General features: G+C 42.6%; 26 protein-coding genes and 3 pseudogenes. 23 read left to right on the top strand and 6 right to left on the bottom strand.

Annotation, left to right across the window (positions count from 1 at the left end; all coding sequences use genetic code 11):
• Positions 1-108 precede the first annotated feature (108 nt).
• The 15 genes from QUA56_RS30355 (at position 109) to QUA56_RS30285 (ending at position 6,468) form a co-directional block, all read left to right on the top strand.
• Positions 109-612 (top strand): GUN4 domain-containing protein, encoded by a 504-nt coding sequence (locus tag QUA56_RS30355; protein ID WP_190693291.1) that lies wholly within the window; start codon positions 109-111, stop codon positions 610-612.
• 39 nt (positions 613-651) lie between these two features.
• Complete coding sequence (locus QUA56_RS30350; RefSeq protein ID WP_333365775.1) at positions 652-993, top strand: XisI protein; 342 nt, start codon at positions 652-654, stop codon at positions 991-993.
• Positions 994-999: 6 nt separating this feature from the next.
• Positions 1,000-1,194, top strand: a complete 195-nt coding sequence (locus QUA56_RS30345) for a DUF4926 domain-containing protein (RefSeq protein ID WP_333365772.1) — start codon at positions 1,000-1,002, stop codon at positions 1,192-1,194.
• 92 nt (positions 1,195-1,286) lie between these two features.
• Positions 1,287-1,637 carry a hypothetical protein gene (locus tag QUA56_RS30340; protein WP_293212184.1) on the top strand — a complete coding sequence of 117 codons (351 nt, stop codon included), beginning with the start codon at positions 1,287-1,289 and terminating at the stop codon, positions 1,635-1,637.
• A gap of 6 nt (positions 1,638-1,643) precedes the next feature.
• Positions 1,644-1,964, top strand: coding sequence for an RNA-binding protein (locus QUA56_RS30335; protein WP_333365766.1), 321 nt, complete (start codon positions 1,644-1,646; stop codon positions 1,962-1,964).
• A 141-nt stretch (positions 1,965-2,105) separates the two neighbouring features.
• The gene (locus tag QUA56_RS30330; protein ID WP_333365764.1) at positions 2,106-2,522 is read left to right on the top strand and encodes a XisH family protein; all 417 of its coding nucleotides are present in this window, start codon (positions 2,106-2,108) and stop codon (positions 2,520-2,522) included.
• A complete protein-coding gene (locus QUA56_RS30325) occupies positions 2,510-2,854 on the top strand; it encodes a XisI protein (protein WP_333365761.1) in 345 nt (114 codons plus the stop codon). Before QUA56_RS30330 ends, QUA56_RS30325 begins: the two co-directional genes overlap by 13 nt.
• Positions 2,855-2,946: 92 nt before the next feature.
• Entirely contained in the window at positions 2,947-3,252 is a 306-nt protein-coding gene (locus QUA56_RS30320; RefSeq protein ID WP_333365758.1) for a hypothetical protein, read from the top strand.
• Positions 3,221-3,595: a type II toxin-antitoxin system RelE/ParE family toxin gene (locus tag QUA56_RS30315; protein ID WP_333365755.1), complete on the top strand. Its 375-nt coding sequence runs from the start codon at positions 3,221-3,223 to the stop codon at positions 3,593-3,595. The genes QUA56_RS30320 and QUA56_RS30315 overlap by 32 nt, the downstream gene beginning before the upstream one ends.
• A complete protein-coding gene (locus tag QUA56_RS30310) occupies positions 3,592-3,816 on the top strand; it encodes a DUF4926 domain-containing protein (RefSeq protein WP_333365751.1) in 225 nt (74 codons plus the stop codon). Before QUA56_RS30315 ends, QUA56_RS30310 begins: the two co-directional genes overlap by 4 nt.
• Positions 3,817-3,975: 159 nt before the next feature.
• A complete protein-coding gene (locus tag QUA56_RS30305; protein ID WP_333206885.1) occupies positions 3,976-4,545 on the top strand; it encodes a hypothetical protein in 570 nt (189 codons plus the stop codon).
• Positions 4,542-4,931, top strand: coding sequence for a hypothetical protein (locus QUA56_RS30300; protein ID WP_333154503.1), 390 nt, complete (start codon positions 4,542-4,544; stop codon positions 4,929-4,931). The genes QUA56_RS30305 and QUA56_RS30300 overlap by 4 nt, the downstream gene beginning before the upstream one ends.
• A gap of 178 nt (positions 4,932-5,109) precedes the next feature.
• Positions 5,110-5,967: a hypothetical protein gene (locus QUA56_RS30295; RefSeq protein ID WP_333365748.1), complete on the top strand. Its 858-nt coding sequence runs from the start codon at positions 5,110-5,112 to the stop codon at positions 5,965-5,967.
• Positions 5,968-6,031: 64 nt separating this feature from the next.
• The gene (locus tag QUA56_RS30290; protein ID WP_333365745.1) at positions 6,032-6,178 is read left to right on the top strand and encodes a hypothetical protein; all 147 of its coding nucleotides are present in this window, start codon (positions 6,032-6,034) and stop codon (positions 6,176-6,178) included.
• A 119-nt stretch (positions 6,179-6,297) separates the two neighbouring features.
• The gene (locus tag QUA56_RS30285; protein ID WP_333365742.1) at positions 6,298-6,468 is read left to right on the top strand and encodes an element excision factor XisI family protein; all 171 of its coding nucleotides are present in this window, start codon (positions 6,298-6,300) and stop codon (positions 6,466-6,468) included.
• Positions 6,469-6,481: 13 nt separating this feature from the next.
• Here QUA56_RS30285 and QUA56_RS30280 read toward each other — a convergent pair whose 3' ends face one another.
• Positions 6,482-7,264: a class II glutamine amidotransferase gene (locus QUA56_RS30280; RefSeq protein WP_333365739.1), complete on the bottom strand. Its 783-nt coding sequence runs from the start codon at positions 7,262-7,264 to the stop codon at positions 6,482-6,484.
• Between the two features lie 664 nt (positions 7,265-7,928).
• On the opposite strand from QUA56_RS30280, the gene QUA56_RS30275 reads away from it, so the two are divergent.
• The 3 genes from QUA56_RS30275 to QUA56_RS30265 all read left to right on the top strand — a co-directional run bounded on the left by QUA56_RS30275 (position 7,929) and on the right by QUA56_RS30265 (position 10,871).
• Positions 7,929-8,147 (top strand): ATP-binding protein, encoded by a 219-nt coding sequence (locus QUA56_RS30275; RefSeq protein WP_333365810.1) that lies wholly within the window; start codon positions 7,929-7,931, stop codon positions 8,145-8,147.
• Between the two features lie 78 nt (positions 8,148-8,225).
• Positions 8,226-10,145, top strand: coding sequence for an iron uptake porin (locus QUA56_RS30270; RefSeq protein ID WP_333365736.1), 1,920 nt, complete (start codon positions 8,226-8,228; stop codon positions 10,143-10,145).
• 393 nt (positions 10,146-10,538) lie between these two features.
• Entirely contained in the window at positions 10,539-10,871 is a 333-nt protein-coding gene (locus QUA56_RS30265) for a hypothetical protein (protein ID WP_333365733.1), read from the top strand.
• Positions 10,872-11,027: 156 nt separating this feature from the next.
• Here the strand turns inward: QUA56_RS30265 and QUA56_RS30260 are convergent, their stop codons facing one another.
• The 4 genes from QUA56_RS30260 to QUA56_RS30245 all read right to left on the bottom strand — a co-directional run bounded on the left by QUA56_RS30260 (position 11,028) and on the right by QUA56_RS30245 (position 13,335).
• Positions 11,028-11,918: a thermonuclease family protein gene (locus tag QUA56_RS30260; protein WP_333365731.1), complete on the bottom strand. Its 891-nt coding sequence runs from the start codon at positions 11,916-11,918 to the stop codon at positions 11,028-11,030.
• Positions 11,919-12,013: 95 nt separating this feature from the next.
• A complete protein-coding gene (locus tag QUA56_RS30255; protein WP_333365728.1) occupies positions 12,014-12,592 on the bottom strand; it encodes an ACP phosphodiesterase in 579 nt (192 codons plus the stop codon).
• A gap of 3 nt (positions 12,593-12,595) precedes the next feature.
• Positions 12,596-12,931 (bottom strand): XisI protein, encoded by a 336-nt coding sequence (locus QUA56_RS30250; RefSeq protein ID WP_333365726.1) that lies wholly within the window; start codon positions 12,929-12,931, stop codon positions 12,596-12,598.
• Positions 12,919-13,335: an element excision factor XisH family protein gene (locus QUA56_RS30245; RefSeq protein ID WP_333053641.1), complete on the bottom strand. Its 417-nt coding sequence runs from the start codon at positions 13,333-13,335 to the stop codon at positions 12,919-12,921. Before QUA56_RS30245 ends, QUA56_RS30250 begins: the two co-directional genes overlap by 13 nt.
• Before the next feature lie 91 nt (positions 13,336-13,426).
• Between QUA56_RS30245 and QUA56_RS30240 the strand changes: the two genes are divergently transcribed.
• A complete protein-coding gene (locus QUA56_RS30240; RefSeq protein ID WP_333365723.1) occupies positions 13,427-13,714 on the top strand; it encodes a hypothetical protein in 288 nt (95 codons plus the stop codon).
• Positions 13,715-13,813: 99 nt separating this feature from the next.
• Here QUA56_RS30240 and acs read toward each other — a convergent pair whose 3' ends face one another.
• Positions 13,814-15,784 (bottom strand): acetate--CoA ligase, encoded by a 1,971-nt coding sequence (gene acs, locus QUA56_RS30235; protein WP_333365720.1) that lies wholly within the window; start codon positions 15,782-15,784, stop codon positions 13,814-13,816.
• Positions 15,785-16,437: 653 nt separating this feature from the next.
• Here acs and QUA56_RS30225 point away from each other — a divergent pair.
• From QUA56_RS30225 to QUA56_RS30210, 4 genes and pseudogenes are all read left to right on the top strand, one after another.
• Positions 16,438-16,569, top strand: a pseudogene (locus tag QUA56_RS30225) (ISKra4-like element ISMiva1 family transposase); the annotation flags it as partial.
• Between the two features lie 105 nt (positions 16,570-16,674).
• Positions 16,675-16,915: pseudogene (locus QUA56_RS30220) on the top strand (ISKra4-like element ISMiva1 family transposase); the annotation flags it as partial.
• Between the two features lie 349 nt (positions 16,916-17,264).
• A pseudogene (locus QUA56_RS30215) lies at positions 17,265-17,695 on the top strand (ISKra4-like element ISMiva1 family transposase); the annotation flags it as partial.
• A gap of 88 nt (positions 17,696-17,783) precedes the next feature.
• Entirely contained in the window at positions 17,784-23,216 is a 5,433-nt protein-coding gene (locus tag QUA56_RS30210; protein WP_333365717.1) for an AAA family ATPase, read from the top strand.
• The last annotated feature ends 115 nt before the right edge of the window (positions 23,217-23,331 follow it).

Genomic DNA, 23,331 nt, shown 5'->3' with positions numbered 1-23,331 from the left:
TACAAAACTATAATTAACTCAAGCATGGGTTTCTCGAAGCGGGCGCGAAGCAAATTCATACGGCTCAAGTCAAATAATCTCATATTCAAAATATCTTAGGCGCTGACCATGAGTGATTTTCAATCTTTAAATTATGACAACCAATTTCTTAATCTAGCTTCAGAAAGCGGAGCTGATTACACTCAATTACGCAATTTTTTAGCAGAGGGCAAGTTTAAAGAAGCTGATTGCGAAACTAAACAAATTATACTTTGGGTAGCGTGCTGTGAAAAATTAGGCTATTTAGGGCATTCAGATTGGGTAAACTTTCCTTGTACAGACCTCCAAACAATTAACCAACTTTGGGTAAAATACTCAAATGAGCGTTTCGGATTTTCAGTACAAAGGTCTATTTGGCAAGAAGCGGGCAAAGATTATGACAAATTCTGCGAATACGTTAAATGGGATTCATTTAATAGTAGAATGACCTATGAACTCCGCGCTCCCCTTGGTCATCTTCCCCATACTTTTGTATATTGGTTAGGACATAGAAGAGTCATCGTCCCTGGTGGAAATAGCTGGGGATTGGGATTGCATTGGTTAGATTCCAAACTATCTGCTTGTCATCTATAAAATAATTATCGTAAATACAGAAGTAGAGAAAATTGTGCAATGGATAAACTAATCGAGTATCCCAAAATAATCGAGTGTATTTTAACCGAGTATGTAGAATTGTGCCGCCATCCTCAACAAGACATCGAGACATTCTTGATTGTAGACGAACAAAACGGTCATTACATCTGGATGAATCTTGGCTGGCCAAAGGGCGATCGCATTACCGGTATCACTGTTTACGTTCGGATTCGCGATGGTAAATTCTGGATCGAAGAAGACTGGACAGAAGATGGGATTGCAACGGATTTGGTGCGTGCAGGAGTTCCCAAGGAAGATATTGTGTTGGCATTTCACGAGCCTGGAATGCGGCAATACACGGATTTTGCAGTAGCTTCTTAGCACTTCATGAAACTTTATTCTGATGTCATCTTGCTGTGCAACCTTCCAGAAGAAGGACTTTATGCTGGCGATATCGGTACAGTTGTAGAACAGCATCACGGTGAAGGACTAGAAACAGGTTATAGCGTTGAGTTTTTCGATCTGTTGGGAAACACTGTAGCGGTTGCGACACTACCTGGAAGTTATTTGCGATTTAATTGAGCGATCGCAACCGCTACACAACCGATCGCAATTGAACTCACCCTCGAATTGCTGTTGCCCCACCCGTTTGATATAATGTTGTTAATAGATACATGACATCAGATAATTCTACTCAGACAGTCACAATTTATAAAGCTCCCCAGCCAGGGTTAGCGCAAAAATTATTGCGAGATGGTTTTCAGCCAGCAGACTTTCCAAACAATCCACCCTACGAAAATGGCAAGTGCTACTTCGCAGCCCCCGATTCGAGAAGTCTGGCTGAAGAATATAACAATCATTACCAGCAAGGAATATTGGAGGTGATAATAGACAACCAAACCTACGAGATAACATTTAAGCCACTGGAAAAATTCTATCAGGGAGGCCCAAGTATTGAACTAGCAATCCCGCACAATCTTTTTCCCATTTTGAATCAGTTTCCTAGAATCCTAAAACAGCAATAGTTGACTATGAATCAAGAATTTTGGAACTCGATCGAGTCCAAGTATCCACTTGGAAAACTAATCTACGGCAAGATTGAATTTTATGCACCTTTTGGAGTGTTTGTCAATCTTGGTGATGCAGAAGTAAAAGGACTTATTCAAATTTCCGACTTTCTCGATACCGGATCGATGACAGCAGAAATGTATCCCGATATTGATTCGCCTGTTGGTGCTGTTGTCATTGGCTACACTAAAGACGATCGCAAACAAGTTTGGTTGAGCGTGAAACCCAGTGTTCTACAAAAATCCCTTGTCAAGTTAAAAATTCCTGTGGCAAGTCAGCTATAATACTCATTTATTTTAGTCTATAGCAATCCGATCTGAGTCTCACAACACAACGCCCTCTTGTCTTCCTAGACTTCTTGTATAGCAAGACTTTCAGATTTTCCATATCGAGAAAATCACTTAGGATTGCTATATAATAAGCCTATGCCCAAGCTAGACATCATCCACTACGCTGTCAAAAACGCACTGATCAAAGATGGCTGGACGATTACTGACGATCCCTATGTAATTCAGTATCGCAGAACAACGCTGTACGCCGATCTCGGTGCGGAACAACCCATTGCTGCTGAACGGCCGGGACAGAAACTTGTAGTTGAAGTGAAAAGCTTTATCGGTGCATCAAAAATACAAGATTTAAAAGAAGCTCTCGGTCAGTATGACATTTATCGTTACCTTTTAGAAGAAACAGCGCCCGATCGCAAACTTTACGTCGCAGTTAGTGCGATCGCATATAAAACCTTCTTCACTCAAGATGCGATTCAATTAATTGTAAACAGACACCAACTTCCGCTAATTGTCGTCAATACAGAAGTAGAGGAAATAGTACAATGGATAAACTAACCGAGTATCCCAAGCTAATCAAACGGATTTTAACCGAGTATGTAGAATTGTCTAATCGCCATCCTCAACCAGACCTCGAAACATTCTTAATTACCGACGAACAAAACGGTCATTACATCTGGATGAATCTTGGCTGGAAAAAGGGCGATCGCATTACCGGTATCACTGTTTACGTTCGGATTCGCGATGGTAAATTCTGGATCGAAGAAGACTGGACAGAAGATGGGATTGCAACGGATTTGGTGCGTGCAGGAGTTCCCAAGGAAGATATTGTGTTGGCATTTCACGAGCCTGGGATGCGGCAATACACCGATTTTGCAGTAGCTTCTTAGTAATTTATCAAACTTTGAATTGCTGTTGACCCACCCCTTTGATATAATGTTGTTACTAGATTGTAGAAGAGCAATCAAAAAAAAGGATAATTATGACCGTCGAACAAGCCATTTTGGAAAATGTGAAGGTATTATCGCCAGACCAGCAACAAGAAGTCTTAGCTTTCATCAAATTCTTGCAGTCCGATAAATGGGAAGATATCTATAAAGGACGCTTCAAAGAACTGCAACAAAAAATTCGTCAAAACACTGATATCGATCCCGATGATGACCCCACTGAAACTGTCATCGAAGGGATTCAGCAAGGCTTCCATGAGGCAATTACCGGACAAACTCTCCCCTTGTCTCAACTGTGGGATGGCATTGATGACAATCGATCCACAACCGAGCCAAATTGAACTCACCCCCCGATTTCAACGAAACTTGCGAACTTTAGGCAAACGCTATCGCAACATTCGCAACGACATTCAGCCTGTAATCGAACAACTTCAAGCGGGGGAACTTCCGGGCGATCGCATTCCGGGAATGGAGTACGAAATTTTCAAAGTCAGAATTAAGAACAGCGACATTCAAAAAGGCAAAAGCGCGGGCTACCGTGCTATTTATTACCTCAAAACTAGCGATTCGATCGTTTTGGTGACTATCTATTCTAAATCAGACCTATCAGATATCGCGGCCGAAACAGTTCGAGAAATTCTAGTCCAATACGAGCAACAATTTCCCGAATCAGAAGAATTATGAACTATCAACTTTATTCAAATGTCATCTTGCTGTGCAACCTTCCAGAAGAAGGACTTTATGCCGGCGATATCGGTACGGTTGTAGAACAGCATCACGTTGAAGGACTAGAAACAGGTTATAGCGTTGAGTTTTTCGATCTGTTGGGAAACACTGTAGCGGTTGCGACGCTTACCTGGAAGTTATTTGCGATCGCCCACAAGTGCAGACAGACCTACAGTTAGACTGGTTAATAGTTTTGCTGCGTAAGTAGAGGAAATAGTACAATCGCGATGATGACCCCAAGTCGAGGAAGGCGATCGTCTAAAAATAGTGGCGATCTACTCAAATTGTCGCAACTGAGAGTAAAATTGAATATCTACTTTCCATAGAGCAACGTCGCTTTGAGCCAGATTCAAATCTTAAACTTACAAAGCCTTAGCCAGGGACTCCCTGCGATTACACCTGCCTTTGGAGCCGCGATCGCAGAAGCAGGTGCGATTTGTCTAACCGATGAAGCTCACCAACCAGGAGTAACACTTAAAGTTGAGGGAGAATTTTCTGCCACATTCAAGTTAGATTGGCAGCCAGTCACCGAGCAAACCCGACGATGTTGGAATGACGAAGAATATACTACCGAGCAGGCTGCTTATGGAATCGCATTCCTGTTAATTTTGCAATTAACAAATCTCACAGTCATTGAACGCTCTCGCAAAGGAACTGGATTTGACTATTGGTTAGGAAGTCAAAATTCCGCTACCACACTGCCATTTGAGCGAATGGCTCGGCTAGAGGTTTCTGGAATTCGCAAAGGCAATCAAAGTCAAATCAATACTAGAGTCAAGCTGAAAACTGAACAAACCCGCGCCTCAGACGCACAAGGCTTGCCAGCGTATATCATTGTAGTAGAGTTCAGCCGACCGATTTCTATTATTAGTGCCAAGCAAAATCCTGAAGGAACCGTACTCCAATGAGCCAGATTCAATCGCTCCACAAACAAGCAATGGATTTAGCCGAAGCAGCGGCAGTCGCCCGCTTAAGAGGTGCGTTGGAGTTGGCTGCACAATTGACGCGCCAAGCCTTTGAACAAGAAACTCAGGCCGCAGCCTTAATCGCTAGCGCCCTTGATGCTGAACCCACTCGTTCTGTGCTTCACCGCAGCGCAGCATCTTTAGCGATTGAATGTGGCGAATTACGAATGGCAGAACGTCTAATTGCAACTGCGTTATCTGGCAATCCCCCGGCAGAGATTGCTGAAGAGCTCAAAGATTTATTCATCCAGATTAACTTGAGCCAATATCTGAAACGTCAAGGAATCCACATCGACATTAAGGAACTGCGAGGACTGGTAAATCAATAGCACTCGTCGAGGGACTAGAAACAGGTTATGGCCTTGAGTTCTTCGATCTGTTGGGAAACATTGTAGCAGTTGCCACGCTACCTGGAAGTTATTTGCGATCGCCCACAAGTGCAGACAGACCTACAGTTAGACTTGTTAACTGATATCATGTATAGAATTAGGGAAATCAACAAGCAAAATGATTCAATCCATACCGAAAATATCTATCAAACCTGGATACCGTCCCCAGTCAGATGATAAAACCCCTGAAGCTGATGCAATTGATTTTTACCTACTGCGGCAACTCACCAATTCCCAACGGTGGCAAATGGGGGCAAAATTAAATCGTTGGGCAAAAAATGTTAGCTTGCGCGGGATGAAAAAAGCTTGTCCCTCAACCTACAAAGAGCGATTTGCTCGATCGATATTAGGTAGCAAGTGGTTGCCAATTTTAACCCCCACCAGTGATCCCTCTATGTGGACGCAAGACCCCAGCGAAATTGCTAGACTGTTGCACCCAATTTTTGAAACATTAGGTATCTCTTATTATATTACAGGAGGGGTTGCCGCTTCTGTCTATGGCGACCCTAGAACAACACGCGATTTAGATTTAGTAATTGAATTGCTCCGGGACAATATTTTTCAATTAGTTGAAGCACTAGAAACGGCTGGTTTTTACTGCCCTCCGGGTTCGGTAAAAGATATTCAAGAGGGTAGAGGGATGGTGTTGAGCGTCACTCACATGACTTTAGTATTGAACGCTGATATTGTGCTGAATTCTAATACTGAATTCGATCGCTCAAAAATGGCAAGACGACGATTAGAAGCGCTTGACGAAGCTGGTGTAGAACAATTTTGGGTTGCTTCTCCTGAAGATATTGTGTTGGCAAAACTGCTCTGGCGGCAACAGTCTAAGTCTCAAAAACAATGGAATGATGTTTTGGGAATTCTGAAAGTTCAATCTGAGAATTTGGATCGGGGTTACTTAACAGAGTGGGCCCAACAATTGGGGTTGATTGATGATTTGAACCTAGCTTTTACTGAATCAGGGATTTGAGGCGATCGCAATTCGCGCAGTGCGATGGAAAAAACGGTCGATCGATAGTAGAGGAAATAGTGCAATGGATAAACTAATCGAGTATCCCAAAGTAATAGAGCATATTTTGACCGAGTATGTAGAATTGTGCCGCCATCCTCAACCAGACATCGAGACATTCTTGATTGTAGACGAGCAAAACGGTCATTTATTCTCCTATTCTTCAATCTAAAATTTAAAATTTAAAATCGATAACCAGACATCGAAACATTCTTGATTGTAGACGAGCAAAACGGTCATTTATTCTCCTATTCTTCAATCTAAAATTTAAAATCTAAAATCTAAAATCGATTGACTGTTTACGTTCGGATTCGCGATCGCAAATTCTGGATTGAGGAAGACTGGACAGAAGATGGGATTGCAACGGATTTGGTGCGTGCAGGGGTTCCCAAGGAAGATATTGTGTTGGCATTTCACGAGCCGGGAATGCGGCAATACACCGATTTTCGAGTAGCTTTTTAGCACTCATTTAAATTCACTCCAGCGACCCAAACTTGAGCGGTAAACCATCCTGAAATACCAGCAATTCTCCCGGGTGAATTTGCGTCCAAACTTCGTTATCAGTCAGCGGAAAAGTGGCAATAACAGCCACGCGATCGTCCTCCTTTGTCAGTTCCCGGAAATCGACTGTCACATCTTCGTCGATCGAGTGAGCGCTAGCAAAAGGTGCTTGTCGCACAATATAATGCAGGTTTGTAGAACAATGCACAAACAAATGTTCTCCATCGGAAAGTAAATAATTAAAAATTCCGTACTCTGCCAAAGTTTTAGTAATTTTATTCAAAACCGCGTAAATTTCCGTCAAATCAGGCTTATTTTGAGGAAAACTTTCTCGCAACCTTTCTAATATCAAACAAAAAGCTTTTTCGCTGTCTGTCTTGCCGACAGGTTGGTAAAATCCGGCACTTTCTGGATGAAAATTTTCCAGATTTCCGTTGTGAGCAAACACCCAATAGCGCCCCCAAAGTTCCCGAATAAAAGGGTGGCAGTTTTCCAGAGCAATTTCGCCTTGGGTAGCTTTGCGGATGTGAGCAATGACGTTAGTTGAATGAATGGGATAGCGACGCACTACTTCAGCAACCGGAGAAGCAATCGCAGGTTTAGAGTCTATAAAAAGGCGGCATCCCAAACCTTCAAAGAAAGCAATTCCCCAACCGTCTTGATGAACGTCTGTTCTGCCACCTCTTGCAGAAAAACCCTCAAAAGAAAAGCAAATATCTGTCGGAACATTGCAGTTCATTCCCAGTAATTGGCACATAGCTTTTAAGTCTCGGGAGTTTGAATGGATGTCGCAGCTATTGGCTGCTACAGATTGGCAATGATAGTATTATAGTATTAACGGGTTTAAGGAATGAGAATTAAATAACTTACACAAGGAAAGTGGGGTGGGCGTCCCGCCCGCCCTTTTTGGACGGGCGGGACGCCCATCCCACCATAACAATTAAAATTGTAAGTTATTTAATTCGCGAGCCTAAATAAGTTAAATATACTTAATATTTTTGTTTTGTCAACCGTAATGATACAGAACTTAAAAAAGTTGCCGCTTGCTAAAAACATCGCTTGCGTTTCCCTCCTAACGATGTTAACCGATAACTCGCTCCGCACTGTTTACCGTGCAGACAGCGAGTATAAAATGTTAGCCGATATCGGGAAGGAATTGATAGCGCTTTGATGATTTTGCAGCACCGTTTGAAGGCCCATAATAACCAGCAGGCAATTCAAATCATCAAAAATTATGGATAGATTAGTTTCCTTAAATGCTCTTGGAACTGAATCAGGTGTTTATGAATCGTACTGGAAAAGGCGCTTGATGCTTTATAAAAAGCTAAGCACTGGTGTATTTTGGCATCGATGGCATCCGCACCCAACATCATTACTATTACTACACTATTACTACTTAGTTATATGAGCGAGAGCGAGATATTTGGATTAAAACCAAAGACAATGAGACAGGAATGTCTGAAGAAATAATATCGCAGATTTTTGACTTTTCATTCACTACAAAATCTGTTGGGAAAGGAACGGGAACCGGATTGTCAATCAGCAGTCACATAGTTGAAGAAACCCAGGGCGGAAGTTTGACTGGTTCGTCAGTTTTGGGAGAAGAAACGAAATTTACGATCGCCCTTCATCTAGAATAGTGCGTGAAGGGTAGCTATCCCGTAGTAAATCGCCTTTTTTCTCACTTTTTTGGACAAATCTTAACAAAGTATAATAAAATGAAAAATCACAAGTGCGATCGACAAATTTGGAAAATCCTTAGCAGCTTGATAGTAGGATTCGGATTGCAGGCATTATTCAGCATTTCAGCCTTAGCAGAAACGACAGATCCTGAAACAACAGCAAATAGTGCAAATTCCGAAGATCCCGTTAATGAATGGTATCAATTACCCGCACCGACAAATAATCTACCGGATAATTTCGATCGTAATCCCGATCGACAATCAGTCGGAAATTCTCACAATGTAGATGAAACTTCACCGATCGACCCCACATCGGAGCCGCCCCTACCTATAGCGAGTGAGATAGAAACTCACATATCCGAAGTCAGCGAAACGCAGCCCGCAGAAATACCTCCGTTAATTGAAGAAAATAAATTAGCAAATCCCCCATTAATTTACCCTACTGAAAACTCAATAGAACAAGTTACATCTGTTTCCCAACTCAGCGACGTACAGCCCACAGACTGGGCATTTCAAGCACTGCAATCCTTAGTAGAAAGATACGGCTGCATAGCTGGATACCCCGACGGAACCTATCGCGGAAACCGCGCCCTCACCCGCTATGAATTTGCAGCCGGAGTCAATGCTTGTTTAGATAAAATACGCGAGTCGATCGCCAAACAAACCCAAAACCAAGTCAACCGAAATGACTTGATAAAAGTGCAAAAATTGCAAGAAGAATTTGCAGCAGAAATTGCCACACTGCGAGGTCGAACCGACCTCCTAGAAGCGCGAGCTACCGAACTAGAAGCAAATCAATTTTCAACAACAACTAAGCTATCGGGATTCACCATTTTGGGAATACAAGGGCGCACACCCAACCGTGCAGACCGCGCTCCCAGAGACGGCAAAAGAGATACCAAAGACCCCGGTACCAATGTCAACATTATCAACCTAAATCAATTCTACTTAACCACTCAATTTAGTCCTCGCAGTAACTTATTAATCGGTTTTTACAACCAGAACGGAGGCACTTCACCACAATTAACCGAAGACGTAAACCTTGCTTATAATTTAGCCGAAACTTCTGGATTAACAGTCAGCGACCTCAACTACCGCTTTCTGGTCGGCGACAAATTGGCAGTGTTTGCAGGGACAGCAGGAGTTAACATGGTTACTGGTTTTCGAGGGCCGAATCTGGTCGAAAGTGCAGCTTCCGGCCCCCTTTCTGCCTTCGCCCAAAGAAACCCTATTTTGAACACTGGTTTGGGTTTAGGCGGCATCGGCATTGACTGGCAATTTGCGAATCGAGCCAGTTTGCAAGCAGTTTATTCTACTAACATTCCCGGATTTTTTGTAAGTTCTAACGGGTCTAAAGGACACAATACATTGGGTCTACAACTAACTCTGACACCAGCCGATCCTGTTGATGTTACTGTCTATTATGTTAACGATTATTCGCCGAACGGTAATCTGATTAATTTGGCTGGCGATGGCCAATTAACTGCTATCAATCCTAGCACAAATAAGTCCGAACCTCTGCAAACAAATGCAGTGGGAGCAAGTTTAAATTGGCGCGTTTCATCGCGAGTTGCTCTGGGAGGTTGGGCTGGTTATACTAATTCTCGCATTCCGGGTAAATCTGGTACAGTAGCAACTACAAATTATATGGTTTTTGTAAATTTTCCCGATTTGTTTAAATCAGGAAATTTAGGAGGAATTTATATCGGGCAACCGCCTAAAATTGTCAGCAGCAATTTACCTACAGGCAATAACGTTCCTGATTTTTTAGATACGGGTTTAGGGCGATCGGGCGGGCAACCCGGAACGACTACTCATGTAGAGGTATTCTACCGCTGGCAGGTGAATGATAATATCAGCGTCACCCCTGGATTGATCTTGATTTTTCAACCCGGTCACACTCCCGATAGCGACCCGATCTCAGTTGGTGTATTGAGAACTTCATTTTCTTTTTAAGAGTGTAATGCTGTGGGGGGTTTTACTAGATCGATCGCGAATTCCCAACAATTTTGGTGAACTAGGCCTGGAGGAACGGCCTACAAGAAAATTTAATTTTGTGGAACAGGCATCCTGCTTGTTAAGCGAGAAAGATGTTCTTCCCTCAGCAGACAGCGATCAAAACCCCAGCGGGATTTCCTAAGATTTTTTTTCAGTAAAAACCCGCTATCTTTACTGCAACTTTACATTTAGTAGTAATTTTCCCGTTTTTATCTTTTGTTCTTACATACAAATACCTAATTATTAAGTTTAAAAAAATACGCAAAAACACGCTTGAAACATAAGTTTTCCTAACTTAATCTATTATCAGGAGCATTACTAATAGTTCTTTAAGTTTAGGTTGAGATAAATATGATTAAATCAACGGGCTATCTGGGGTTCCTGGGCTTTGCTGTAATTTCTGCTATGACTGCCGCCTATCCGTGTCAGGCACAAACGACTGTCAAATCCCGGATCGATGTAACTGAAACACAGGATATCACAAGTACCGAGTCACCAAATGTTGCTAACACTTCTGCGAGCGATCTCGGGAAAAATCCTAATATTTCTAAATCTTTTACCGTCTCAGAATTGAATAGCACACCTCCTAACTCTCGTCCTCCTATAACAACTCCTCAAAATCAATCTGCACGCACAAATCCTTTAGGATGTCGATTTTTCAATACTCCTTCAATGCAGCAATAAATGTTTCTGCATCTCTTGATAAATAGAAGATCGTGGCTGAATAGAGGGCGATCGCTTCCTAGCATCAACCTCTATTTTTTTGTGTTGTGCGATCGTACTTCCGAAGAACATTAGAACCCGTAAAAAAGATGGATGAAATAAAGTGTGGTTTAAATATTATTGGGGAAAATCCGAAAGTTGTTTGATATCTCTCAAAACAATTTGAGGCTTCCCTTTGTACTGTTCTACCTTCCCGCTAATATAAACGTAGCCGCGCCCTTGACCAGCATAACGCTTGTCAATCAGCCGCTTTAAAGGTGCCATCGTCTCAGTTTCAGCATCCGGTATCCACAAATCTAATTTATGATAAACCGAACCAGCATAAATCAGAGCGCTCCCGGCGATCCATTTATTAATTCCCGCTTGCAAATCGCAGAAAATAGTAATAGATTTAGCTCTCTCAGAAGCCGCTAAGATTTTCGGGTAGTGCAATCTCAAAGAAAGCACTCCTGTCGTTGCTTCTGCCAACCGAAACTCTTCAACAATTGAGCCTCGCATCGACCACCAAGGCAGTAAATTAGCATAGTTGCGAGAGGGAACTTTGGCATTGGTAATCGGATTCCAAATCATCAGATTGTAAGCTTTTGCCGCCGATTCTGCCTCAGTCATTTGTCGGTGATACAATCTGGAGCGCCCGTATTTTACAAAGTAGGGACTCCAACCTTCTGCAATCAGTTTTAGATTGTAATTTTCTCCATCTTTATGCACGTAACAAAGGAGACGCCCGTAGTTGTCGCGGTGTTTTTGTAGAGCAACTTCAACCGAATCGTCTGTATCAAATTCTAGGTCAATTTGAGCAAGTTTACCATCTGCTGTCGCGAAGTATTTTTTAGCCATTTCCGAAGCTGCTTTGCCCGCTGCAGTTACAGGTTTGGAGCCTCCCGAATGACTTTCTTCTGTATCGACGCAAATCAGTCGCAGAGACTCGGTTTGGCCGTTGAGAGAAATTTTGATGCTGTCGCCATCAACTACTTTAGTTACTTGCAGGTTCGGAATTGTGGTTGCCATATTTTGAACCCTGTTGCACTTGAGATTTCATGCAGGTATCGGTTAAATATACACGAGTCCGCTATTAATAGCAACTGTAATTTTTGTTGTTTGTATTAATATTTGTCAACTGTGGCGTATTTTATCAAGTCGGGGAAAAAATCCCGAAAATCAGATTCTAAGCGCTGATAGTTAGCTGTCAAATCTTCTATGCCGCTTGCCAAGTTATTTGTCCGCTTGATTCGGGCAGACATTCTTGTAAGAGTGATGCCGATTTCGGCAATTTCCTGATAAGATGAAAGTAAGTCGCTGGCAATTATTGTTGGCAGCACCCGCTGGAGAGATTCAGGCAATATATCGCGATTGTCTTGCAGGACTTTATAGACATGGCGAGAAAAATCGGGAAGCGGAATTTCTGAATATTCCAGCCAATTTTTAGCTAAGAAATGGTCGTAAAACACGTCAATCAAAACTCCAGCAAACCTGCGTCTATCGGCGCAAACAAGGCTTTTACTCGATCGCACTATTGCATGAGAGTCCGTGTAGCTATCTACTTTGCGGTGCAAATCGATGCCCTTTCTAATTTCCTCGGGATAAAGGTTGACAGCCGAACCTTTGACAAAATCTCCTAAGAGGTTGCCAATCAGGGATTCTGGCGTGCCTTCTGATAAGAATAGATGAGCCAAATAATTCATTAACTACACAACTGCATAACCTGTATGAGGTCTGACATCGGCGGGATGAAAACCTAAAACAATGGAATCCGTGGAAATTCCAGCAGCTACAAGTTCTTTCGTCACGCCGTATTCTGTCTCATCTCGCTGTACCCAAATCTTATCATCAATAATATCTATATGAACCAAACAGCCGTGAATTCGTTTGGCTTTATCCCAGCCTAAAGTAACTAGCAGGTAACAATCAGATTTTTCATCAAACACGGCTTTACAAATTATATCACCATGAGAGTAAGGAATTTTTGTGTAAGGTTCGAGAACGGTTTTAATGGTGGTTCTAAAGTTAGCTAAAGTATCCATTTTACGATCGCCTCTTGATTTGGGTCGAATACAATCAGCTTGAGCTTTTCATCTTCAATCATTAATTGACCGATCGGTTCTTCAAATAGAGATTCATAAGTAATATCGCGAACAGCCAGATAAAGCGTATGTTCTGGATAAGTTCTCTGAAGCACAGATCGATAAATAGTAAATTGTCCGATCGCCTCTCTCAAGTCCTGCATTTCTGAATCGCTGACAAAGCTTTTGACTTCCACAGCAATTTTTTGTTCTCCTCGTTCTGCTGCCAGCACCTGTTTTGCTCCCAGATCCACATACATATCTTTTTTTCCCCATTTCAGATGGAGAGGATCGTGAGTAATTATCCACCCATCATTGAGGAGAGATTTTTTGACTGTATTGTGATACAGGTCTAGAGCGGGCATAGAACAACACGAGTAATATTAGACTTCATGGCTATATAATAGCAAATTATGATGCAATTATCTTAAACCGCAACTACAAGGAGAAAGAGTAATGGCTGTTCTGGAATGTGTAAAACCGGGTGCTAAACTCGGTCAAATTATTCTCGCCGTCGATCTGACAGTTGCCGGTGCTGTCGATCGCATTCTGGCAAAAATTCAAGACTTGGGATATGACCCAGAAATTCATCATGTCAACTATCCGTCAGGAGTTCATGTCTTGGCAATTCTCAAAGACGAACAGCACAAGCAAGCAGTTGATGATGACTACTTGCTGGAGGATTGGCTACAGGTAAGGTCTGAAATTAACGCCGATGCCCTTCATCTGTGGCGCGGTAAATAAACGACTCAACAATTATCTAAAACCGTAGATGAACGCCGATAAAATTACATCAGCGTTCATCCGCGTTAATCTGCCAACATCTGCGGTTAAAAAATACCCCTACGAACCGCCGCGCAACTTATCCAAAACCGTCCGGTCTTCCAAGGTCGAAGTATCCCCAGAAACCTCTTGTCCCGCCGCCAAAGAACGCAGCAATCGGCGCATAATCTTCCCGCTTCGAGTCTTCGGCAAAGCATCGGTAAATCGAATTTCTCCCGGACGGGCGATCGCCCCAATCTCCTTAACAACGTGCTGCTTCAATTCCTTAGCCAATTCTTCGCTAGGTTGCTGCGAGTTGTCCAGCGTGACAAAGGCGACAATTTCCTCTCCTTTAATCTCGTCGGGTTTGCCAACAACAGCAGCTTCCGCCACCGCTGGATGCGATACCAAAGCTGACTCAACTTCCATCGTGCCGAGTCGGTGTCCGGCCACATTAATCACGTCGTCAACGCGGCCCATTACCCAGAAATAGCCGTCTTTGTCCTTGTGCGCGCCGTCTCCTGCAAAGTACACAAATTCGCCATCTTTCGGTTGCAAATATTCCCAATAAGTGCGGCGGAAGCGATCGGCATCGTTGTAAAGCGTCCGCATCATTCCCGGCCAAGGATGTTTCACAACTAAATAGCCGCCACTTTCATTAGTTACCGGTTCGCCATCTTGGTCAACGACATCGGCAATAATTCCGGGGAACGGTAGGGTTGCAGAACCGGGTTTTGTAGGAATTGCACCGGGCAAAGCGGTAATCATAATTCCGCCAGTTTCCGTTTGCCACCAAGTATCGACGATCGGGCAATTCGAGTTGCCAATTACGCGCTGATACCACATCCAAGCTTCAGGATTAATCGGTTCGCCGACAGTTCCTAACAATCGTAAAGATGACAAATCTCTGGCATTTGGCAATTGTTCGCCCATTTTCATAAAGGTGCGAATTGCGGTGGGTGCAGTATAGAAAACTGTGACGCCGTATTTTTCAATTACATCCCAAAAACAGCCGGGATTTGAAGGGCGAGGAGCACCTTCATACATTAAAGTTGTCGCACCGTTGGACAGCGGCCCGTAGACTATGTAACTGTGTCCGGTAATCCAGCCGACATCAGCGGTACACCAGTAAACATCGGTATCTTGGAGGTCGAATATCCACTTGGTTGTCATGTGGGTATAAAGGTTATAACCGCCAGTTGTATGGACGACACCTTTGGGTTTTCCGGTACTTCCAGAAGTGTAAAGAATGAATAGCATATCTTCGCTATCCATCGGTTCCGCCGGACAATTTGCCGAGGCAGTTTTTTGCAATTCATGCCACCAAACATCGCGGCCGGGTTCCATCTCAATTTGCTGTTTGGTGCGCTGAACTACGAGAACGTTGGTAACGCTGGGTACAACATTATTTGCTAATGCTTTGTCTACTTGTGCTTTGAGGCCGACGGCGGTATCTTTGCGGAAGCCGCCGTCAGCGGTGATGACGAGTTTTGCTTGGCCGTCGTTGAGTCGATCGCGCAAAGCTTCTGCACTAAAACCGCCAAAAACAACGCTGTGTACGGCACCGATTCTGGCGCAGGCTAGCATGGCGATCGCAGCTTCGGGAATCATCGGCATATAAATGCCGACGCGATCGCCCTTTTGGACTCCCAATTCTTTGATAACATTCGCCATTTGGCAGACTTCGCGGTGGAGTTGCGCGTAGGTGAGGGTGCGGGAGTCTCCGGGTTCGCCTTCCCAAATCAGGGCGGCTTTATTTTTGCGCCAGGTGGTTAAGTGTCTGTCCAGACAATTGTAAGAAATGTTAATTTTGCCGTTTACAAACCATTTAGCAAAAGGTGGCTGCCAGTCGAGAACGTTATCCCATTTTTGGAACCAGTGCAATTCTTGTTCCGCGAGTTGTGCCCAGAATGCTTGGGGGTCTGAAGAAGCTTTGTCGTAGAGGGCTTGATACTCTTCTAGGCTTTTGATGTGAGCTTTTTGAGAGAATTCAGCGGGCGGCTGAAATAGGCGTTTTTCATGAAGAATTGATTCGATGGTATCTTGTGACATTGCTTTTAACTTTAACTTCGGTTAGTCTTTTTAACTATTGTTTGCATAAGTTGGGGCAAAAGTATGTTTATTTTCCTTAAGACTTTGGGAAATTTTGTATGTGTTGGGGATATCTTAGAAATTATGGTAGCGGTAGTCAATTCTATGGGTGCATCTCAATGAAAGCAAATCCCTGAAAAAAGGGCTAAAATGAAAAAGCTAGTAAAACTGTCAAAAAAGGATGAGGTAAAGAAAATGACACCCGAAGATCGACAGCAGCTAAAAGCATACTTAAAAAAAGCAGCAGAAATTCTTTACAGAAATACAGATTCAACCGAACTGTCAAAAGCATGAAAGTATCGAAAAAACCCTCGTCAAAAAATATTATCAGAAGTGGACCAGAACTAAGTACCTTTTTTTTCAACAGTATCAGGAATTAAAACGGGAAGAACCCGAACCGTAAAATCATTAGTCTGGTTGCTGAATATTAGGGAGCATCCCAATTTGGTAAAAAGCCGTTTTTTAGGAGCGCTCACGTCGTCTCGCTCGCGATCTAGCCGTTCGCTATGGACGCTCGCACGCTATATCATCGAAATATATTATTCTGATGCAACCTTCCACGATCTGAAAGCAAAAATGGGATGCTCCCGAATATTACAGACAATCAGGCGGAATATTTCGGGTTAAAACCTGATAGTCAACTCAGTCCAATGAGGTCAAAGTGTACTCCGATCGTCAGTGCCAACGAGTCTTATCAAAAAGGAGAAAAATATCGAGAAACATTCACAGGAATCCGAGTAGCTCATATAGCAATCCTCGCATCAGTCGCCAAATCGAGCGAGACCAGAATCTTTGCAGTGCGAGCCAGAAAGCTCGCGTATAATGCAAGCAAATCCTGCAAGGATTGCTATAGTACATTACACAGATTAGTAAAGAGCCAAGAATTTGAATTACCTACATCTAAACAAGGAGTCCAACAAATTACATTAGATGGAGGCTTTCGTCAGGCTGCCCAACGAAAAGAAGGGTGAGTCCTGTTATTGGAAAGATGATAAATTCCTGTGTTTAGATAATGTTTATTGCGGAGCCTTTTTTCAAAACAATCAAGCTCTAATTGATGGGAGTAATAGCCAAAAACTGCTACATCCTATATAAGCGGTTCTCAGAAAGATGAGGTACGTAGTTGGGCTTCAGCCCTCAAGCGTCTGGGTGGTTATGTAAGCTGTCAGTCATACCTCATCTTTTTGAGAAAGGCTATAAGCTGTTGAACATTTAAAACAGATTGTATGGTGCGGAGCGTCCGAAGTGTTTCCCGTTTAAGCGGAGCGTGTTCGCGTCAGACGCACCCGGAAGACCCTAGTTAGTGGTTTAAATGCACAACAGCTTATAGCAATCCTCGCATCAGTCGCAAAATCGAGCGAGACCAGAATCCTTGCAGTGCGAGCCAGAAAGCTCGCGTATAATGCAAGCAAATCATTTAGGATTGCTATATTGTAATTGAGATGGTCATCCCGGGATTTGTCACCAATTTCAAGAAATTGGAGTGACTGAACAAAAACAAGAAATTTTAGATTGGTATCATCTCAAAGAAAATCTTTATAAAGCAGGGGGCGAGCGTGAAACGATTAAAGCAAGCAGAAAGTCTGTTATGGTGCGGTCAAGTTAATCAAGCGCTCAATTTATTTAAAGACCTGGAAAAACAAGCATTTCAAACATTCAGCAATTATTTATCAACCTATCGCAGCCGCATAGTTAACTACCGATACTATAAAGAAGAATCCCTAAGTTCTCTCGGTTCTGGAACAGTTAAATCAACGATTAAACTCATTGGACGCTTGGGTGAAACAATCGGGAGTGCAGTGGAATGTGGAGAGTGTTTTCTCTATCCTTTCTCTGCGCTGTGCTTATCTTAACGGTCAACTTTCCGCTTGATGTGCCAAACTGAGATACACCCACTCCTACCCCCCGCCTTCTACCTCCTGCCTTTTATCAAATCACTCACTAATTAGAAACTAGAGTCATGAATAAATTCGACAGCAACACCCACGTAAACGTTCAAATTCCCAACTATCAAATCACCCAAACACTTTATGCGGGGAGTCGAACATTAGTTTACCGGGCGATTCGGATTGATGACGGATTACCTGTAATTATCAAGCTGATGAAACGGCAATATCCCACTTTTAGCGAACTGGTGCAGTTTCGCAATCAGTATAACATTGCCAAAAATTTAAATATTCCCGGCATTATCAAACCCTACAGTTTGGAACCTTATCATAACGGATATGCCCTGGTAATGGAAGATTTTGGCGGCATTTCCTTAGAACAATTTACCCAGAAAAAACCACTGACAATAGAGCAGTTTCTCCATATTGCTTTGTCACTGACAGATATCCTCCATTCCATACATCAACAGCGCGTCATTCACAAAGATATTAAACCTGTCAATATCCTCATTCATCCCGACACAAAGCAAGTTAAATTAATTGACTTTTCCATCTCGACTCTACTACCGAGAGAAACCCAACAAATTCAGAGCATTAATGCCTTAGAAGGAACTCTAGCATACCTATCGCCAGAGCAAACTGGACGGATGAATCGAGGCATAGATTATCGCAGTGACTATTATTCATTAGGTATCACCTGGTATGAATTACTCACTGGAAAACTGCCGTTTCAGTCTGACGATCCGATGGAGTTAGTGCATTGCCATATTGCGAAACAACCAGATAAATTCAAAAGTGAAAAAATTCCCCAGGTGCTTGCGGATATGGTGATGAAGCTGATGGCAAAGAATGCCGAAGATCGCTATCAGAGTACCTTGGGAATCAAACATGATTTAGCAAAATGTTTAGTTCAATTGCATGAAACAGGAAAAATTGAAGATTTTCCAATCGCACAGAGAGATTTAAGCGATCGCTTCCTCATTCCCGACAAACTCTATGGACGAGAAACAGAAGTAAAAACGCTCATACAAGCCTTTGAAAGAGTCAGCGAAGGTGCAACAGAAATGATGCTCGTTGCGGGTTTTTCAGGAATTGGAAAAACCGCAGTAGTCAACGAAGTTCATAAACCCATTGTGCGGCAACGGGGTTATTTTATCAAAGGGAAATATGACCAATTTCAGCGCAACATTCCCTTCAGCGCCTTTGTGCAAGCATTCCGAGATTTAATGGGGCAATTGCTATCCGAATCAGATTGGCAATTAGAAACATGGAAAAGCCAGATATTAACCGCAGTAGGAGACAACGGACAAGTCTTAATTGACGTAATTCCTGAGTTAGAAAATATTATCGGTAAACAGCCAGCCGCCCTTGAATTATCAGGAACAGCCGCCCAAAATCGCTTTAATCTCCTGTTTCAAAAATTTGTGCAAGTCTTTACCAGTAAAGAACATCCGTTAGTCATGTTTTTAGATGACTTGCAATGGGCAGATTCCGCATCACTGAACTTGCTTAAATTATTGATGCAAGATGCGGGGTATCTATTAATATTAGGTGCGTATCGAGATAATGAAGTCTCCCCCGTACATCCATTCATTTTAACAGTGGATGAAATTGTCAAAACTGGGGCAACGGTGAATACAATTACTTTACCACCGTTAAGGGAACCCGATCTGAATCAGTTAGTGGCAGATACACTGAATTGTGAATCATCCCTAGCCCAGCTTTTAACAAAATTGGTCTATCAAAAAACTCAAGGTAATCCTTTTTTTGCGACCCAGTTTCTCAAAGCATTACATGATGACAAGTTAATTAGCTTTGATTGCGAGATTCAATATTGGCAATGCGATATTGCCCAAGTGAAGGCCTTAGCAATTACTGATGATGTCGTTGAATTCATGGCATTGCAATTACAGAAATTGCCCAGAGAAACTCAGGATAGTCTCAAACTAGCGGCTTGTATAGGGGCGCAGTTTGATTTGAATACCTTAGCAATTGTCAGTGAGAAATCACCAGACAGTACCGCAACAGCTTTATGGAAAGCCTTGCAGGAAAGTTTGGTAATTCCTACTACCGAAATCTATAAGTTCTTTACCCAATCTGATAGTGAGGAAGTTTTCAATGCTTCCGCTAATCCGACTTATCGATTTTTACACGATCGCGTCCAACAAGCGGCTTATTCATTGATTCCTGACGAGCAAAAACAGCAGACCCATTACCATATTGGGCAACTACTCCAACAAAACTTATCAGAGATAGAAAAAGAGGAAAAGCTGTTTGATATTGTCGGGCATTTGAATTTAGGAATTGAGTTCATGACTCGAGCAGAGGAACGGGAAGCCTTAGCCAGATTGAACTTAGCAGCCGGACAGAAAGGCAGAAATTCTACAGCCTATGCAGGCGCCAGAATTTTTGTGAAAACAGGGCTGGAGTTACTCACAGAAAACTGTTGGCAAACTCAGTATGAATTAACCCTGAATCTTTATGTGGCTGCGGCTGAAATGGCTTACTTAAATGCCGATTTTAATGGCATGGAAGAAATGGCAGCCCAGGTTTTGCGATCGGCCAAAACAATACTAGATAAAGTCAAGATATTTGAGATTCAAATCAACGCACTGACAACTCAGAGTCAGATGTTAGAAGCGATCGCGATCGGCACCAATGCCCTAGCACAATTGGGGATTGAACTCCCCTATGAAACTGACGAAGCCTTGACACGCATTGCATTACAAAATCTTGCCAACCAACTGGAGGGCAAACAGATTGAGGAACTGGTTAACCTTCCCGTGATGAGCGATCCTCGGACAATCGCGGCGATGCAATTGTTAGGCATCTTGTTTCCGGCTATTTTTATGGCAAATCCTGCTTTGCAGCCTGTGCTTTGTGCCACAATGGTCAGTCTATCACTTCAATTTGGCAATGCACCAGCATCAACAATCGGGTATGTGGGCTATGGCATTGTGCTGTCAGGTTTTTTCGGAGAAGTAGAAAAAGGTTATCGCTTTGGGCGAGTAGCACTTAGCTTACTCAATCAGTTGAATTGGCCAGAATTTAAATGTATCACTTTACTGTGGTTTGGCTGTTTTATTCAGCATCGTCAAGAACCACTGAGGGCAGCAATCCCAACGGCGAAACAAGGCTATTTAGTCGGAATGGAAACAGGTGATTTTCTCAATGCTGGCTACTGCGTCAGTAGTTATTCATATAATAATTTTTGTTCGGGAGTAGAGCTTGATGATTGGCGCGCAGAAATAGAAAATTACTGTGTTGTCTTAACGACTGTGAAGCAATATTCTCCTCTGTTTTACGTGAAGATGACACAACAGACGGTGCAGAACTTGAGGGAAATTGTCAATCAACCGGATTTGTTAATCGGTCAGGCTTATGATGAAACCGTGATGTTTCCTCAGCATAATCAGAATAGTGAGCTTACTGCACTCGCTATTGCCTATAACTACAAACTAATGCTTGCCTATCTCTTTGGCAACTACACCAACGCTCTAGACTACATTTCCCAAGCAAGCCTCTATTTGAGGGTAGCGGCAGCAATGATTCATACTCCGGTTTTCCATTTCTATGCCGGGTTAACCTACTTGGCACTCTGCTCTACGCAGTCAGAAATTGAGCAAGCGAACACTCTCGCTTTGGCAGAAACCCATCAAACCACTCTGGCTCAATGGGCACACCAGGCCCCGATGAATCACCAACATAAAGTTGACTTAGTAGAAGCAGAAAAATGCCGGGTTTTAGGCAAGAATTATGAAGCTGGAGATTGGTACGATCGCGCCATTTCAGAAGCCAAAGAAAATGGTTATATCCAAGAAGAAGGTTTAGCCAACGAACTAGCTGCCAAATTCTACTTAGATTGGGGGAAAGAAAAAGTTGCACAATCTTACATGATTGAGGCCTATTACTGTTATTCCCGTTGGGATGCCAAGGCTAAAGTAGCTTATTTAGAACACCGCTATCCACAACTACTGAAAGCTATTCTCCAACCTGCTAACTTTGTCATCACATCTGGGGCAACCATCAACCCGATCTGGATGAAAAGCCTAACTAGCCTCAGTAGTAACGAGAATTTATGGTTGGATTTTCCAGCAGTAATGATGGCGGCACAAGCCATTTCACAAGAAATTGAATTAGAGAAACTGTTAGGCACTTTGATGCAGATTATGCTTGCGAATGGGGGAGCACAAATCGGTTGTTTAGTGCTTCGCCAAGACCGACAATGGTTAGTCGTCGCTCAAGCCGCACAAAAGCAGACAAAAATATTAGAAATTCCTCTGGAACAATATCAGGAAATTCCTCAGAGTTTGATTTATGCGGTGGCACGAACTCAAGCGACGGCTGTTTTTGACAATTTAAGTACAGCCGACCAATTGGCAGGCGATCGCTATATTATCGCTCATCAACCTAAATCAGTTTTATGTACTCCAATTATTCGGCAAGGAAAACTCGTCGGTATTGTCTACTTAGAAAATAACTTAACAGTGGGAGCATTTACTAATGAGCGAGTAGAAATTCTCCAGATGCTCGCAGCTCAAGCAGCGATCTCTATTGATAATGCTCGTTTATATAAACAAATAGAGAACTATTCCCAAAGCTTAGAAGCAGAAGTAGCGCAAAAAACGGAAGATTTAAGCCAAAAAGCTTTTGATTTAGAGCAAGCATTTAAAAACTTACAACAAACCCAAGCACAATTAATTCAGAGCGAAAAAATGTCATCTCTCGGTCAACTCGTAGCTGGGATTGCTCACGAAATCAACAATCCAGTAACATTTATTAGTAGTAATCTTGCACATACAGAGCATTATGTCAAAGATTTGCTTATTTTACTTGATATTTATCAACAAGAGTATCCCGATCCCAGTGGAGTAATTCAAGCGAAAATAGAAGAAATGGAGTTAGAATTTATCTGGGAAGATTTAATGAAAATTCTGGAATCTATGAAAGCAGGGAGCGATCGCATTAGCCAAATTATCCTGAGTTTGCGTAACTTTTCCCGCTTAGATGAAGCCGACATGAAAGCAGTAGATTTACATACCGGAATTGAAAGCACTTTGCTAATTTTACAAACTCGCTTAAGAATGAGCGATGGCAAATCAGAAATACAAGTTATTAAAGAGTATGGAAATCTGCCCAATGTCATTTGTTATGCTAGTGAGATAAATCAAGTATTTCTGAGTATTATCAGTAACGCTATTGATGCTATTCAATTAATTAATAAAACAGAGAAAAATCCTGCAATCACGATTCAGACTGAAGTCATAGAAAAAGACCGGGTTAGAATTAAAATCACTGATAATGGTGCCGGTATCGCGGCGAATATTCAATCCCGAATATTCGATCCATTTTTTACAACTAAACCAGTGGGTAGCGGTACAGGTTTGGGTTTATCTGTTAGCTATGGTATTGTCAAAAAACATGGCGGTAAATTAACCTGTAATTCTAGAGTTGGATCTGGTACAGAGTTAGCGATCGAGATTCCCATCAGCTATATTAGAGTCTAAAGAAGCATCTTACTGCTACGCCCGTTGGGAGGTCAAACGTAAGGATTCAGGTCTGAAAGAAGGGAATGAGCTCAGGCCGAGCCAAGTCACAAGAATGGGCAGAAATAGCCTCACG

This window comes from Microcoleus sp. N3A4 (genome assembly GCF_036701805.1).
Classification (GTDB): Bacteria; Cyanobacteriota; Cyanobacteriia; order Cyanobacteriales; family Microcoleaceae; genus Microcoleus.
This window is presented reverse-complemented; position numbering and strand designations above follow the sequence as displayed.

Bases quoted from the DNA above. Each gene is read 5' to 3' on its own strand.
- QUA56_RS30300 (WP_333154503.1), top strand. From the start codon at position 4,542: ATGAGCCAGATTCAATCGCTCCACAAACAAGCAATGGATTTAGCCGAA.
- QUA56_RS30350 (WP_333365775.1), top strand. From the start codon at position 652: ATGGATAAACTAATCGAGTATCCCAAAATAATCGAGTGTATTTTAACC.
- QUA56_RS30270 (WP_333365736.1), top strand. From the start codon at position 8,226: ATGAAAAATCACAAGTGCGATCGACAAATTTGGAAAATCCTTAGCAGC.
- acs (WP_333365720.1), bottom strand. From the start codon at position 15,784: ATGTCACAAGATACCATCGAATCAATTCTTCATGAAAAACGCCTATTT.
- QUA56_RS30210 (WP_333365717.1), top strand. From the start codon at position 17,784: ATGAATAAATTCGACAGCAACACCCACGTAAACGTTCAAATTCCCAAC.
- QUA56_RS30325 (WP_333365761.1), top strand. From the start codon at position 2,510: ATGGATAAACTAACCGAGTATCCCAAGCTAATCAAACGGATTTTAACC.
- QUA56_RS30245 (WP_333053641.1), bottom strand. From the start codon at position 13,335: ATGCCCGCTCTAGACCTGTATCACAATACAGTCAAAAAATCTCTCCTC.
- QUA56_RS30310 (WP_333365751.1), top strand. From the start codon at position 3,592: ATGAACTATCAACTTTATTCAAATGTCATCTTGCTGTGCAACCTTCCA.
- QUA56_RS30240 (WP_333365723.1), top strand. From the start codon at position 13,427: ATGGCTGTTCTGGAATGTGTAAAACCGGGTGCTAAACTCGGTCAAATT.
- QUA56_RS30290 (WP_333365745.1), top strand. From the start codon at position 6,032: ATGGATAAACTAATCGAGTATCCCAAAGTAATAGAGCATATTTTGACC.
- QUA56_RS30340 (WP_293212184.1), top strand. From the start codon at position 1,287: ATGACATCAGATAATTCTACTCAGACAGTCACAATTTATAAAGCTCCC.
- QUA56_RS30355 (WP_190693291.1), top strand. From the start codon at position 109: ATGAGTGATTTTCAATCTTTAAATTATGACAACCAATTTCTTAATCTA.
- QUA56_RS30250 (WP_333365726.1), bottom strand. From the start codon at position 12,931: ATGGATACTTTAGCTAACTTTAGAACCACCATTAAAACCGTTCTCGAA.
- QUA56_RS30260 (WP_333365731.1), bottom strand. From the start codon at position 11,918: ATGGCAACCACAATTCCGAACCTGCAAGTAACTAAAGTAGTTGATGGC.
- QUA56_RS30255 (WP_333365728.1), bottom strand. From the start codon at position 12,592: ATGAATTATTTGGCTCATCTATTCTTATCAGAAGGCACGCCAGAATCC.
- QUA56_RS30320 (WP_333365758.1), top strand. From the start codon at position 2,947: ATGACCGTCGAACAAGCCATTTTGGAAAATGTGAAGGTATTATCGCCA.
- QUA56_RS30315 (WP_333365755.1), top strand. From the start codon at position 3,221: ATGACAATCGATCCACAACCGAGCCAAATTGAACTCACCCCCCGATTT.
- QUA56_RS30280 (WP_333365739.1), bottom strand. From the start codon at position 7,264: ATGTGCCAATTACTGGGAATGAACTGCAATGTTCCGACAGATATTTGC.
- QUA56_RS30295 (WP_333365748.1), top strand. From the start codon at position 5,110: ATGATTCAATCCATACCGAAAATATCTATCAAACCTGGATACCGTCCC.
- QUA56_RS30345 (WP_333365772.1), top strand. From the start codon at position 1,000: ATGAAACTTTATTCTGATGTCATCTTGCTGTGCAACCTTCCAGAAGAA.
- QUA56_RS30330 (WP_333365764.1), top strand. From the start codon at position 2,106: ATGCCCAAGCTAGACATCATCCACTACGCTGTCAAAAACGCACTGATC.
- QUA56_RS30335 (WP_333365766.1), top strand. From the start codon at position 1,644: ATGAATCAAGAATTTTGGAACTCGATCGAGTCCAAGTATCCACTTGGA.
- QUA56_RS30265 (WP_333365733.1), top strand. From the start codon at position 10,539: ATGATTAAATCAACGGGCTATCTGGGGTTCCTGGGCTTTGCTGTAATT.